11 protein-coding genes are annotated in these 13,779 nt (G+C 39.2%); 3 read left to right on the top strand and 8 right to left on the bottom strand.

Translation table 11 applies throughout. From position 1 onward, the window contains the following. Positions 1-103 precede the first annotated feature (103 nt). Complete coding sequence (locus tag D7I46_RS00860; protein WP_120771149.1) at positions 104-331, bottom strand: heavy-metal-associated domain-containing protein; 228 nt, start codon at positions 329-331, stop codon at positions 104-106. A 228-nt stretch (positions 332-559) separates the two neighbouring features. On the opposite strand from D7I46_RS00860, the gene D7I46_RS00855 reads away from it, so the two are divergent. Next, positions 560-1,552 carry a zinc-binding alcohol dehydrogenase family protein gene (locus D7I46_RS00855; RefSeq protein WP_120771148.1) on the top strand — a complete coding sequence of 331 codons (993 nt, stop codon included), beginning with the start codon at positions 560-562 and terminating at the stop codon, positions 1,550-1,552. Positions 1,553-1,792: 240 nt separating this feature from the next. Here D7I46_RS00855 and D7I46_RS00850 read toward each other — a convergent pair whose 3' ends face one another. From D7I46_RS00850 to D7I46_RS00825, 6 genes are all read right to left on the bottom strand, one after another. Continuing rightward, complete coding sequence (locus D7I46_RS00850) at positions 1,793-3,622, bottom strand: heavy metal translocating P-type ATPase (RefSeq protein ID WP_120773249.1); 1,830 nt, start codon at positions 3,620-3,622, stop codon at positions 1,793-1,795. Positions 3,623-3,763: 141 nt separating this feature from the next. Beyond that, complete coding sequence (locus D7I46_RS00845; protein ID WP_120771147.1) at positions 3,764-4,864, bottom strand: lactate oxidase; 1,101 nt, start codon at positions 4,862-4,864, stop codon at positions 3,764-3,766. Positions 4,865-5,059: 195 nt separating this feature from the next. Beyond that, entirely contained in the window at positions 5,060-6,448 is a 1,389-nt protein-coding gene (locus D7I46_RS00840; protein ID WP_120771146.1) for a class II fumarate hydratase, read from the bottom strand. Further along, positions 6,441-8,075, bottom strand: a complete 1,635-nt coding sequence (locus D7I46_RS00835) for an NAD-dependent malic enzyme (protein WP_120771145.1) — start codon at positions 8,073-8,075, stop codon at positions 6,441-6,443. The genes D7I46_RS00840 and D7I46_RS00835 overlap by 8 nt, the downstream gene beginning before the upstream one ends. 81 nt (positions 8,076-8,156) lie before the next feature. Then, the gene (locus D7I46_RS00830; protein ID WP_120771144.1) at positions 8,157-8,819 is read right to left on the bottom strand and encodes a YoaK family protein; all 663 of its coding nucleotides are present in this window, start codon (positions 8,817-8,819) and stop codon (positions 8,157-8,159) included. A gap of 288 nt (positions 8,820-9,107) precedes the next feature. After that, on the bottom strand, positions 9,108-9,590 hold the full coding sequence (locus D7I46_RS00825) for a phage tail protein (protein ID WP_120771143.1): 483 nt from the start codon (positions 9,588-9,590) through the stop codon (positions 9,108-9,110). Positions 9,591-10,494: 904 nt separating this feature from the next. Between D7I46_RS00825 and D7I46_RS00820 the strand changes: the two genes are divergently transcribed. Together D7I46_RS00820 and D7I46_RS00815 are read left to right on the top strand one after the other, a co-directional pair. Then, positions 10,495-10,713: a zinc ribbon domain-containing protein gene (locus tag D7I46_RS00820; protein WP_120771142.1), complete on the top strand. Its 219-nt coding sequence runs from the start codon at positions 10,495-10,497 to the stop codon at positions 10,711-10,713. A 138-nt stretch (positions 10,714-10,851) separates the two neighbouring features. Further along, positions 10,852-12,846 (top strand): ABC transporter ATP-binding protein/permease, encoded by a 1,995-nt coding sequence (locus tag D7I46_RS00815; RefSeq protein ID WP_120771141.1) that lies wholly within the window; start codon positions 10,852-10,854, stop codon positions 12,844-12,846. Between the two features lie 60 nt (positions 12,847-12,906). On the opposite strand, the gene D7I46_RS00810 is transcribed toward D7I46_RS00815, so the two are convergent. Continuing rightward, positions 12,907-13,743, bottom strand: coding sequence for a DUF368 domain-containing protein (locus tag D7I46_RS00810; RefSeq protein ID WP_120771140.1), 837 nt, complete (start codon positions 13,741-13,743; stop codon positions 12,907-12,909). Between the last annotated feature and the right edge of the window lie 36 nt (positions 13,744-13,779).

The raw sequence follows: 13,779 nt of genomic DNA, 5'->3' as shown, positions 1-13,779 counted from the left end.
AGTGCAAGGACAAATAAATGTTTCGTCTTGTAATGCCAAACTCAATTTTATCAGATTTTTTTCTTAATGATATGGATAAAATATGGTTGCCACCACATATTTACTATAAAGGAGTAACTTTTGTGTTTTGTACTTCATAACCAAGTCTTTCGACTTTGCTTACTAGCTCTGAGCGACTTACGATATTTTCATCAAATTCAGTTTTGACCTTGCTGGCATTAAAAAGGACTTTGACTGTTTTTACTCCTGCTGTCTGAGCTATTGTACCTTCAATTTTTGTCATACAAGATGGGCAACTTAGCTCGTCAAGTTTCATGATCATTTTATTCATTTTTTCTCTCCTTTGGATGTATTCCTTATTGATAAATTCATTATAGTATTTCTATTTGAAAAAAAACTTGATTCGTATCAAGATTTAATTTTTGGTCTTCTATATCACAGCTTATTCACTCTAGGATTGATTTTTTTGTGAGTGTGGTATAAACTTTGTTTACAATGATTTTTTTAACTTTTTACCAAAGATTTGTTGGTAATCAAAAATATTTTGGAGGTTGAGGACATGAAAGCAATTGGTACAACTGGAAAGTCAATTCATGATTTTATCGAATTTGAGCTTAAAAAACCAGAACTTAAGGCACATGATATTCTAGTTAAAGTAGATGGTGTATCAGTTAATCCCGTCGACACAAAAATTAGGAATGGACTTAAAAACGACTTGGTTGAACCTAAAGTTTTGGGTTGGGATGGTATTGGTACAGTTGTTGAAATTGGGGAAGCTGTAACGCTTTTTCAGGTTGGTGACTATGTTTTTTGGGCGGGCGATGTTACGCGTTCTGGCTCAAACTCTGAGTTTCAAGCCGTTGATGAGCGAATTGTCGCGCTTGCTCCCAAAAATTTAACTGCCGCTGAGGCAGTTGCAATGCCATTAACAAGTTTGACAGCTTATGAATTATTGTTTGAAAAACTTGAAATTACTGACAACATGAATGGAAAATCAATCCTTATCATCAATGGTGCTGGGGGTGTTGGTTCCGTTGCAACTCAGATGGCAAAAAACGCTGGATTAACTGTGATTGCTACTGCTTCCAACCAACGTGCGATTGATTGGGTCACTCATTTTGGAGCTGATTTTACTGTTAATCATCATCAGGATTTGGTTGAGCAGGTTCGTGGATTAGGTTTTGAATTTGTGGACTATATCTTGATTTTAAATGCTGTTTTACAGCATATTGCGGCAAGCTGTGAATTAATTGCTCCTCAAGGACGCATTGCGAATATCGTTGAGCCTGGAGAGGCAATTAATCTGGATAAATTGGCTCACAAATCTGCAAGTTTTAGCTTTGAGTGGATGTTCACAAAATCTGCTTTTATGACTACGGATTTGCAAAGTCAGCATGAGATTTTGACCAAGATTTCGCAATGGCTCGACTGTGGAGCCCTAAAAACAACGCTGACAGAAAATTTGGGTGCTGTCAGCACTGACAATATCCGAAAAGCGCATGAAATGATTGAACAAGGGAGAACCATTGGTAAAATCGTTCTTTGTCAGTGACAAGATTGCAAAGTTTTATATTGACGTTATGCCGAATGGGCTAAAAAATGTACCATTTTAAAGTTGACCTAGTATACTACAAAATCCTGTTTTATCAAATCAAGTGCGTGCTAATACCTCTGGGATAAAGCGACCGAGAGTGGACAGCGGGGCGAAGCGGAGGTGTGACCTCATATCTTTGATGTGAGGTCACACCTTAAATCCAGTGATGAGTCAACTCCTACTGAATAAGTCTTGACTTTATTGATAACGAATGAGACGCATTGCATTTAAGATAACGACTAAAATGCTGGCTTCATGAACAAACATTCCACTTGCCATCGTCACACCTCCAAGCACCAGACCTGTCAGCAAAAAGAAGACGACAGCAACAGCGATGATGATATTTTCTGTCATATTGCGCACTGTGGTGCGGGTAAGCCCATAAGCGTGTACTAACTCAGTAAAGCTAGAGTTCATAAGGACAATATCGCTCACATCAACTGCCACATCGGTCCCAGAACCCATTGCAATACCGATATCAGCGCTTGCTAACGACGGACTATCATTGATTCCATCACCGATAAAAGCAATTTTTCTTCCCTCTTGCTTTAGTGTTTGTATGATTGCGGCTTTTTGTTCTGGAAGCAACTCAGCCTGCACTTCGTCAATGCCTAACTGTCTCGCAACAACTTGAGCAGTAGCTGCGTTATCCCCTGTCAGCATAATCATACGCGAAATTCCTTGCTGACGAAGTCTTGTCAGTGCTGACAGAGCTTCTGGACGAATTTCATCAGCGATAGCATAGATGATTTTGAGCTGGTCATCGACTGCAACGAGTACCGTTGATGCACCTTGCGCTTGAAACTTGAACAGATTCTCACGTTGTTCTTCTGTCAGTACAATATTATTTTCTGTCAGTAATTTTTCATTGCCAATGAGTAAGTTAGTCGCAGAAATTCCTTGACCTTTAATGACAGAAATTTCGTCAGTGCTGACCGCATTAAAATTCCCGATAAAACGGACAATCGCACGTGCTAACGGATGGTCAGACTGGCTTTCTACCGTCGCAATACGGTCTGTCAGTGCTGGCAGGGTCTTGTCAGTAAGTCCATAAGTCTTTACGGCCACAACCTCAGCATTACCAAGTGTCAATGTTCCTGTTTTGTCAAAAACGAGTGTGTCAATCTTGCTAAAAGTGTGCATCACATCACCACCTTTAATCAAAACGCCATGCTTTGCACCATTGCCAATGCCAGCGACATTACTGACGGGCGCACCAATCACGAGTGCACCGGGACAGCCGAGCACCAAAATCGTGATAGCCAATTGAAAATTGCGTGTCACCATAAAAATAAGTAAAGCAAGAATCAATACCGCTGGTGTATAATATTTTGCAAAACGGTCAATAAACTTTTCAGCAGGAGATTTTGCATCTTGCGCTTCCTCGACAAGTGCGATAATCTTACCAAAAGTCGTATCTTCACCCATTTTTTCAGCTAAAATATAAAGACTACCATTTTCAAGCATTGTTCCTGCAAAAACTTTATCTCCACTATTTTTCTTTATACTTCTAGATTCACCTGTGATACTTGCTTCATTCACATAGCCTGAACCCTTGATAACACTCGCATCCACAGGAATTTGCCCACCTGTTTTGACTAACAGCGTTGCTCCGATTTCGACTTCATCAATATCAATGCTTTCTCCAGAAGCGAGTGTAGCAGTCGTTGGTGCCATTTGAGTTAAATTTTTGATTGACGAACGCGTTTTGCTCAATGTCCATTTTTCCAAAAAACTACCAAAAGTAAAAAGAAAAGTCACAATTGCACTTTCATCAAATTCGCCAATCACAAAAGCACCAATCACCGCAATCGAAACAAGCAACTCAATCGAAATTACTCTTGCTCTAAGTGCTTGTACCGCGTGAATCAGCACAGGTACAGCACCTAGAACACTTGCCAAAATCATACCAAGTAAGCTCAGCTCTTCCACTTGGACGCCTCGTCCAACAAAAGCAAGTGCAATCAAGCTAGCTGAGCTCCACATCATTTTTGTACTATTTTTCTGGATAAATCTTTGAAATCTCACCATCAAGATTCCCTCCTTTTTGATAACTCCATTCTATCATCGCAAATAAAAATAAAGATTGATTCCCATCAAGAAACAAAAAAAGCCTGAACACCATTAATGAAGTTCAGACTTTTATTTTTTTAAGTAATCTTCTCATGACTAATCAATCAACGCTGTATTTTTTATCTCATCAATCGTTTTAGTACCTGCCAATTGCATAGTGATTGAAAGTTCCTTATTAAGATGTTCAAAAACAGATTGAACACCCAATGCGCCACCAAGATTTAAGCCATAAAGAACAGGGCGTCCAACAGCAACAAGGTCTGCCCCACTTGCTAGTGCCTTAAAAACGTGTTCTCCACGACGAACTCCACTGTCAAAAATAACTGGGACGCGCTTATTGACTGCTTTTGCAATTGCTGGCAATACATCAAATGAAGCAGGTCCTCCATCTAATTGACGTCCACCATGATTAGACACCCAAATACCATCAGCGCCAGCTTCTATCGCAAGCAAAGCATCATCTGGCGATTGAATTCCCTTGACAAGAACAGGTAAACCTGTAATAGCTTTAATTTTTTGAATATCTTCTAATACCAAACCTTGTTTTGCAGCCGCATAAATTTCACCAATCCCTTTACCTGTACCATCAGACTCAGAAAAAGCAGCTAGATTAGGCATAGGAAGTGGAAATTGGAAATGATTGATAACATCCTCTTCACGATAACCACCCAAAGTTGAGTCAGCCGTCAAAATAATGGCCTTTACCCCAGCTTCTACAGCCTTTTTCAGCAAAAATTCGTTAAAATGGTCATCTTTACTCATGTAAAGTTGGAAAAACTGAGGAGCACCAGGAGCTACTGCCGCCGCCTCTTCAACAGAAGTACTACCATAGGTACTAATTGAAAACAATGAGCCAACTTCTGCCATTGCCTTTGCTGTATCAACTTCTCCCTTCATATGAGCAAGTCCTTGTGCTGCAACTGGAGCTTGAATGATTGGTGTCTTCAAATTTATCCCCAAAACTGATGTACTCAAATCTGCTGAGTCTACACCACGCAAAACTCGTGGAACAATTTTTTTATGATTGAACGCTGTGGTGTTTTCTGCCATTGTCCATTCATCTTCAGAACCACCTCTGATATAACCAAAGGCACCTTTATTTCCCTGTGCTTCCATGCGTTCTTTCACACGTGTTTCCAAAGATTTGATGTTGACAATTTCTACTTTTTCTTCATCTGAACTTGTGATATAAGCCATTTTTCTCCCTCTTTCTCTTCATAATGACAATAATCTATCGTTTACATTTGTAAACTACACTTTATATTTTATCACTTTGAAAATCCATGTCAAGAATTTAATACATCATTTTCATCTTTTGATTACTTCTTACAAATTTGAGTCCTATCACAATTGTTTTAATACTACAAAAAAAACCTAGGAATATTCCTAAGTTCATTCTTTTTCTGACCTTTCCAAATTTGTCATAGCAGCAAAATCCATCCATTGCTCAAAATCAGAGGTGCTAACTAAACCAGAAGAAATTGCGGCTGCTTTAAGTGTTAACCCTTCTGTTTCTGCTTTTTGGGCGATTTCTGCTGCAGCATGATAACCGATGTGTGGCGAAAGTGCAGTAACTGTCATCAATGAGTTATCTAGCAGGTCCTCCATACGCCGTTCGTTAATTGCAAGACCTGCTATGGTTTTTTGAGCAAAACCTATGATTGTCCCTGTGAGAAGTTCTGCAGATTCCAGAAATGCTGCGATGAGAACAGGCTTATAAACATTCATTTCAAAGTTTCCTTGACTGCTCGCCATAGTGACTGTTGCATCATTTCCAAAGACTCGCAAAACAGCCATTGTCAATGCTTCTGCTTGTGTCGGATTGACTTTACCGGGCATGATAGATGAGCCTGGTTCATTCGCTGGAATGTTAAATTCACCATAGGCAGCACGTGGTCCTGAAGCTAGAAAACGAATATCATTGGCAATCTTCATCAGGTCTGCAGCAAGTGTTTTAATCGCTCCATGGACAACGCTCAATCCTGAATGATGTGCTAAACCATAAAATTTATTGGATTTTGCACTGAAAGGAAAACCATAAACTGCTGAAATCTGTATCGCGATACATTCACCCAAGTCAGGATTTGCATTGAGGCCCGTTCCAACTGCTGTTCCTCCCACCGCAAGTTCATAAAGCGTCGGACGCAATTGTTGCAAATAGTCTAAATCATGTTTTAACGCTGAAATATAACCTGATATTTCTTGCCCAACGGTAAGCGGAGTTGCATCTTGTAAATGTGTTCGTCCAACTTTCACAATCGCCCAAAATTCTTCTTGTTTCACGCGCAGGCTGTCAATCAACGTCTGTACTGCTTGCTCAAGCTTTGCAAGTGCTTCAACTGCTACAATATTCATTGCTGTTGGAAAAATATCGTTGGAACTTTGTCCACGATTAACATCGTCATTTGGCAAAATCGTAAACTGCGAAGTGCTTGCTAAATGGGCGACAACTTCATTGACATTCATATTAGTCTGAGTGCCTGAGCCTGTCTGGTAGATGGATAATGGAAAATCATCCCTCAGCCCACTCTCTGAACGGAGTAGAAGCTCGTCAATTGTTGTTGAAATAGCATCAGATTTTTCTTTCTCAAGTTGTCCTAGTTCAGTATTTGAAATTGCTGCGGCTTTTTTTAGGTTCAAAAGTGCGCGAATCACACCTAGAGGCATTTTTTCTCCTGTCGGAAAATTTTCCAATGAACGTTGAGTTTGCGCTTGCCAGTTGGCTTCTAGTGGTACTTTGACTTTTCCTAAAGTGTCATATTCATAACGATATTCAGTCATATTTTGGGCTCCAAATCTCTTGCTCTACGGCTTTTTGTGCATCTTGAATTTTTCTTGTTGCAACACCATCATCAATTGCCGCTTGAACGACTGCTTGGGCAACATAGCGTGAAGCTTCGCGAACAAACTTTAATGGAGGTAAAATTGGCGCTCCAAGCTGACTCAAATCTTGCAATGAAGAAATCGCACCTGCTGCTTTTGAGAGCATATTTTGTGTGACTGTACTTGCTTTTGCGACAACAATCCCTAGTCCTAGTCCTGGGTAAAGCAGTGCATTATTCGCCTGCCCAATCACATAAGTATGTCCCTCAAAAAGGACTGGGCTTGATGGGCTACCTGTTACAACAAGCGCTTTTCCGTTTGTCCATTTAATCAAATCTTCTGCTGTTGCTTCGCAAAGTTTAGTTGGATTCGAAATCGGTAAAATAGCTGGACGTTCATTGATTTCAGCCATCTTACGCACGGCTGCTTCAGTAAATGCCCCTGTTTGTCCAGAACAACCAATCAAAACTGAGGGTTTTACCTCTTCAATAATTTCTGTCAGTACTGACAAACCTGTCAGTGAAGTTTCTCTTCGCGCATAACGTTTTTGACCTTCTGTCAGTGCTGACAAACTTTGTGTAACGAGTCCAAAGCGATCAACGACATAAATTTTGTCATAGGCTTCACTTTCTGTCAGTCCTGTCAGCATTAATTCACAACGAATCTGGTCGGCAATACCGATTCCTGCAGTTCCTCCACCGAAAATGAGATAGCGATGTGCATCAATCGTTTTTTCTGTTACTTCAGCAACTGCATAAACTGCTGCTGCCATCATAATTCCAGTCCCCTGAATATCATCATTAAATGTTGTGATTTTGTCCTGATAAGTTTCTAAAATTGTTGCTGCATTCCCTCGGCCAAAATCTTCCCAATGGAACAGGACATCAGGAAATAGTTGACTCGCAACTTTTACAAATTCGTCAATGTAAGCCAGATATTCTCCACCTGTCTTACGTGCTATTTTTTTTCCAATATAATCTGGGTCGGCAAGCAATTCAGGATTCGCGGTTCCATTGTCAATGACAACAGGAAGGACCCGTCTGGGGTCAAGACCTGATGCAACAGTATAAACTGCCAATTTTCCAACTGAAATCATGACACCACCGACACCCCAGTCACCAATCCCAAGTACACCCTCTCCGTCAGTAATGACCATCACATCAACAGCATCAAGGCTTGCAGCAGCTGATTTTAATGCTTTCTCAATACGTTCGGGATGTGCGGTGTCCAAATATGCTGCATCATGAGGCAGTACAAAATCACGAGAAAAATGAGTCACAGCATCCGCAATGGTTGGCGTATAAATGACGGGCAACAACTCCTCTGTGTGTGCAGCCACAATCGCATAATACAAGTTTCTATTTGAATTATAAATTGACATGAGATATTGATTCTTTGCATAATTTTCTGTCAGTACTGACAGCTTTTTGTAAACACGATTAACCTGTTCAGATAAAGTTTCAACAGCTGCAGGCAAAAGTCCATGCAAATGTAATCTCGTTCGTTCTTCATCAGTAAATGCTGTCCCCTTGTTGATAAATGGTTCTGTCAGCACATTTTTTCCGTAAGTTTCATTTTTTTCCATAAGTAAATTTTAACATTTATCAATAAAAAAAAGCCAAAAAATTTGGCAATTATTTTTTAATTTCATCAGTTCATTCGGAAATCACACCACCTCAAGGCGAACAATCAAATAAGCTAGGCCAATCAAAATCGTAGAGCCCATCATCGTCCAATTACCCATCACGTATCCAAGCAAAGTCGCAACCATAGCCCCTGCAAAAAATATCCCAATCAAAAGCGCATAAATCCCAACTGGTCTTAGATTCTCTTTATCTTTTGTGATAAAAAATTGTGCCAGCTTCGCTGCCATTGACTTCATATTCCCCGTCATGAAAATACTTCCGTAAGCAAACCCATGAACTTTCGTGAATGCATCATATTGTATTGACATAAAATAACTGAAAATCCCGACATAGAGTGATACCGGAAGTTGCAATCCCAAACCATAAGCGAGCGCAAAAATCGTCACACCCACCCATTGAATGAAAAGTAGATAAGTTGCATCAAACCGATGTCTTTTTATTAAATAGTTGGAATAAATACCTCGTGTCATCACGCCTAACACAAAGAAAATCATTGGAATCGCGAAGTCCCAAAAGCGCGCAAAATTTCCCTGCGCCATATTAATCCCAGCCTGTATCAAATTCCCTGACTGCGCCCCAATAAATCGTTCATCAAAATGAAAAAATGAAAAACCATCCATAAAACCTGCATTCAAAGCAAAAAGCAAAGCAATTCGAAATTTCTCTTTAATCTGTGTATCCATACTATGATTATAACAGAAAACGCCACAAACGCCATTTTAATCCGTTTTCATAATACTTTTTACTGACAAAAAAGCTGTCAGTAAATGAAGTCAAAATTTATTCAATGAGAGTTTCAGCCCCCACTGAATTTAAGATACAACCTCTAGGTGTAACAACTAAGCGCCCTGTACGCAGCTAAAGATGCAACAGTCTGCTTAACATCTTTGATAAGAGGTCTCCTTGTCCCAGAACACTAACACCCTAGGGCAGTCGAACAAAATTCAAAGTTAGTGCGTGCTTCAATAAAATCATAACCACTCTTGTTTCACAGTAAAAAATGATCCCCGCACTTCTCCAGCAAGTTTTGAGCGTTGACGTGCAAATTTGAATTTTCCTTCAAGTTCTGACGGAATCTCCATCCCTACTGACAGCTTGATTCCAACCGCACGCTTAGGTTTTTTCCCCTCAACCGCTGGTACTTTTTCATAAAGCAGGTTCAGTACCATACCATCCTCATAGTAAAACTCTGGCCAGAACACCTGTTCATCTTCATAAACAGCTACCTCAAGCAATTTTGCAGAAAAAACCAAATCACGTTCTTCCTTCAAGATTTTTGTCATCAACTCAACCAACTCAGACTTTTCGTTTGCTGGATACGTGACATATTCAAACTTATATTTATTCCAAAAATAACGTGCCTCATTTGCACGTAAACCCGCTAAAGCCTCTGCTACAGGTGAATTTTCAAAACCAATCGTTTCCACCTCTTTAAAATTAACTTTATACACCATTGACTTGCCTGCTTTCTTTTATATAAAAATATTATAACAAGATGTGAGGTTGCTTGTCCAGAACTCATGAAAATCGCTATTTGGCTCTTTCTGACCTAATACATAAGTCAAAGGACAACGTAGTGTTGAAAGCACGGAGATGAACAACGCTCATTGGAAACTTTTATCTATTTTCCTGAGTTCTAAGCAACCGAACTTAATTTTATCAAAAAAACAGCTCAAAAAATGATACCTTTTTACTCCCAAATATTCCATTAGAGGTTAAAGCCCATCTTACGTTAGACATCCATTTGTTCTATTCCTCCTCTCACTCCACTATCCTTGTTCAAACATTTTGACACTCGTACCTTTGTATTTAGCAGATTTAGAAGTAAACTTATTCCAAACCTCTGTCAGTAAATTATTATTGACAAAAAGAACTTAGAATTGTAAAATAAATTAAAACGTTTACAAGAACCTCTGCCAAATGATTAAAAAATATTCATCATTTGCGCTATAATGAAATTACTAACTGATTTTGGAGACATTGGACTAGCATTTATTCACAACTTATAAAACCTTAAAGTAGTTAAACATCTAACTCGCTCTTATAAATCTGTCACATATAGCGGAAGATAATCTTATAAATTAAACAATATAAGAAATGAACTCATACATAGTATAAAGATCACTCCAAACATCTTGTAATAGAGCTCGACGTCCACAAAAACGAATAATAATCGTTTCTAAGCACTCGAACTCATATCTTAAATACGACTTGACCTTTAAACATTCAACTTAAAAGTCAAGCCTGCAAGAAACACAAATCATTTCTTGCACCAGCGCAAAGCAGGATATCTGCAGTTCATTTCATGATTTTTCGGCAAAAAACTATGAAATGAAACGAGTATAAGGAGGAACAATCATGAACGGCTATCAACAACAATACGTCTGCGTCAAATGCGGCAATCACAACTTTGAACAAGACCAATTACAAGCGACAGGTGGCGATTTTTCAAAATTATTTAACGTCCAAAACAAAAAATACATTACGATCTCCTGTTCACAGTGTGGTTACACCGAACTTTACAAAGCCCAAACCAGTACAGGCATGAACATTTTAGACTTTTTGTTCAACGGATAATCTTGAAAATAATTTTCAAAATAAGACTTAGGTCTTATTTTTATTTATGAAATTTAAGGTACAATTAAAAAGTAGTATAATTTTAGGGTTGACGAGTCAATCCATTTTAACAACTTATTTAGAAAAGAGAAATTATTTATGCCCGTCTTGGAACTAAAAAATATCAAGAAATCTTATTTTCTTGGAAAAGATGAGTTTCCCGTCCTGAAAGGAATCAACCTCGAATTTGAACGTGGTGATTTCGTCAGCTTACTCGGAGAATCTGGAGGAGGTAAATCCACTCTGATGAATATCATCGGTGGACTTGACCGTAAATACGAAGGTGATGTGCTCGTTGACGGCATTGCTCAAAAAACTAAAAAAGAAAAAGATATGGACGCTTATCGTAGGGATACCATTGGCTTTATCTTCCAATCTTTCAACCTCGTGAGCTATCTCAGCGTTCTTGACAACATCCTTGTCAGTCTCAAAATGACCGCCTTATCAGAAAAAGAACGTCATGCGCGTGCGATTGAGCTCACCAAACAAGTTGGGCTATACGACCATCGTAAGAAAAAACCTGCTCAACTCTCTGGCGGACAAAAACAGCGTGTAGCCATCGCTCGTGCCCTTGCTTCTGACCCTGAAATTATCCTCGCAGATGAACCAACAGGCGCGCTTGATTCACAAAATACTAAAGAAGTCCTCGCTATTCTTCGTGACATTGCTCAATCTGGAAAAACAGTAATCGTCGTTACTCACTCACAAGAAGTTGCAGACTATGGCACACGTATTATTCATTTAGCAGATGGTGTGATTACTGGAGATGAGCGACTCAAAGCACCCTATCCAGCCGAACCTCACACCCGAGTAAATTCAAAAGCGCTTTCTTTTGGAGATACATTTAAAACCGCCTTTAAACACTTTACAAATGCATGGAAAATCAATCTCCTCATCGCAATTGGGACAGCCATCGGTCTTTTCTCTGTCATCTTCTTCCTCGGTTTAGGAAATGGTGGGACAAAATACATGAATGATCAAGTCACCTCTATCGCCAATCCGAACGTTGTAGCAGTCGTCAAGCGTGGACCAAACAATACAACCAAAAATAACCAAGAAGCGTGGTCAAACGCCAACCAAAACATGGCACAAAATGCAGATGACTTCAAACTGACAAGCTCAACCATGAGTCAACTCAAAGCCATTGATAACGTTAAAGATATTCAATCCATGTATGTCATTGGAACACCAACCACTGTAAAACTCGGAGAAAATAGCGGACACATTTCTCAAATTCAAAGCTGGACCGCACTTTTCCAAGAATCCAGCCTAGATGCAGGTAAAAAGCCAGGTAAAAACGAAATTGTTCTCCAAGAGTCTGATGTTCGTTCTCTTGACCAAAAAGCCTTTGAAAACAAAGACTGGAAATCAATGATTGGCAAAACAGTTGATGCAACATTCACACTGACAACAAGCACAGGACCAAAACAAGTCACACAAAGCTTGAAAATCTCAGGAATTATGCAAAGCGTCCCTGGTATGGGTGCAGCAATGTCTAGTGATACAATGAAATCGCTCTTTGAAGCAAATGACTACTCAACTGATCCATTCTTCGCTGTCATCACTACTAACAACAGTAAAAATGTTAAACAAGTAACAAAAGACATCGAAAACATCAAGTCAGATGGTAAAAAAGTCTTTGCTACAAATGGTGTAGGCTCAATCCTTGATACCATTAACAATATCACAGGCATCGTCACCACAGTTCTTGCTTCTGTCGCTGGTATCTCACTTGTTGTTTCAATCTTCATGATTGTTGTCACAACCTATATGTCAGTTGCAGAACGTACAAAAGAAATCGGGATTATTCGTGCAATGGGCGGACGTAGAAAAGATATTTCTCGCTTGTTCACAGCAGAAAGTCTTATCCTCGGTCTATCTTCTGCTATACTCGCTATTGTCCTTGCCTTTGTCGGTCAATCAGTGATTAATGCAGCCCTTCACTCACTTGTTGGAGGAAACATTGTTGCTATCACACCTTATCATATCATTGCAACAGTGATTATTGCAGTAGTTATTGCACTAGTTGCAAGTCTTGCCCCATCAGGTCGTGCCGCAAGACTCAATACCATAGAAGCACTCTCTGCTGAATAAAAATTAACTTTATTATGGCAATAACAATAAAATCCCCTATCTACAGATAGAGGATTTTTATTATTTATATTTTTCTTCCAATCCTGACATCCAAAGTCCAAGAAGAACGCCTACTACAGAACCAATAATTGCGAAGATAAATGTCACTGGTGTCGCTCCCAAGTACGAAATTGATTCTTCAACTTTCACATTTGGAATCAAAATAAGTAGCGTGGAAGCAGCAACAATCCCAATAATGAAATGGTAAACTCTAGAATGTTCGATTTCTAACAAATGTTCCATCCCTTTTGAGAAAAGTAAAATCGCCAAAATTCCTCCGATTGCAATTGGCAGAAAAACCATCAAATCAAAAGATTTAAAACCAGTCAACATTGGTGTATAAAGTCCTAAAATCAATAGTAAATTAGACGGCGAAAGCCCTGGTACTAGGACACCCAATGCAATCAAAACACCAGCCAAAATAAATGTTAGAAAGTTAGCGGGCAAATTGCCCAAAATATATGGTAAAGCATAAAGTAAAACACCACTCACAACAAAAGTGCCAAGTAACCAATTCCAGTCCACTTTATCTCGCTTTTCCTTGCTTTCAGACTCCTTCCATAAAGCAGGTAAAGAACCTATGATTGCTCCTGCAAATGTCCAGAGGACAATGACTTTATAATGTACCAAGAGCCACTCTAATGGCGCAGACAGAAGCCCTATTCCAAGAATTCCTCCAATACCAACAGGTAGAAAAAAGAGAAAATTTCTCATAAAATCACGGCGAATATGAGCTAAAAATGAGAGTAACCTTTCATATATCCCCAATATTGCTGCTAAAACCCCACCAGAAACCCCTGGTAGAATAAAACCTAAAGCAATTATCACACCTTTCACCATTCGAATTAACCAAGACATATTGTTCTCCAATTTTATTATAAACTTACTCTATTT

Source organism: Lactococcus allomyrinae, from assembly GCF_003627095.1.
Classification (GTDB): domain Bacteria; phylum Bacillota; class Bacilli; order Lactobacillales; family Streptococcaceae; genus Lactococcus; species Lactococcus allomyrinae.
The sequence above is the reverse complement of the archived record's forward strand: the minus strand, read 5'-3'. Positions and strand labels throughout refer to the sequence as shown.

Excerpts from the sequence above, each read along its gene's own strand:
- D7I46_RS00835 (WP_120771145.1), bottom strand. The coding sequence starts at position 8,075 with ATGGAAAAAAATGAAACTTACGGAAAAAATGTGCTGACAGAACCATTT.
- D7I46_RS00815 (WP_120771141.1), top strand. The coding sequence starts at position 10,852 with ATGCCCGTCTTGGAACTAAAAAATATCAAGAAATCTTATTTTCTTGGA.
- D7I46_RS00840 (WP_120771146.1), bottom strand. The coding sequence starts at position 6,448 with ATGACTGAATATCGTTATGAATATGACACTTTAGGAAAAGTCAAAGTA.
- D7I46_RS00860 (WP_120771149.1), bottom strand. The coding sequence starts at position 331 with ATGAATAAAATGATCATGAAACTTGACGAGCTAAGTTGCCCATCTTGT.
- D7I46_RS00820 (WP_120771142.1), top strand. The coding sequence starts at position 10,495 with ATGAACGGCTATCAACAACAATACGTCTGCGTCAAATGCGGCAATCAC.
- D7I46_RS00810 (WP_120771140.1), bottom strand. The coding sequence starts at position 13,743 with ATGTCTTGGTTAATTCGAATGGTGAAAGGTGTGATAATTGCTTTAGGT.
- D7I46_RS00855 (WP_120771148.1), top strand. The coding sequence starts at position 560 with ATGAAAGCAATTGGTACAACTGGAAAGTCAATTCATGATTTTATCGAA.
- D7I46_RS00825 (WP_120771143.1), bottom strand. The coding sequence starts at position 9,590 with ATGGTGTATAAAGTTAATTTTAAAGAGGTGGAAACGATTGGTTTTGAA.
- D7I46_RS00845 (WP_120771147.1), bottom strand. The coding sequence starts at position 4,864 with ATGGCTTATATCACAAGTTCAGATGAAGAAAAAGTAGAAATTGTCAAC.
- D7I46_RS00830 (WP_120771144.1), bottom strand. The coding sequence starts at position 8,819 with ATGGATACACAGATTAAAGAGAAATTTCGAATTGCTTTGCTTTTTGCT.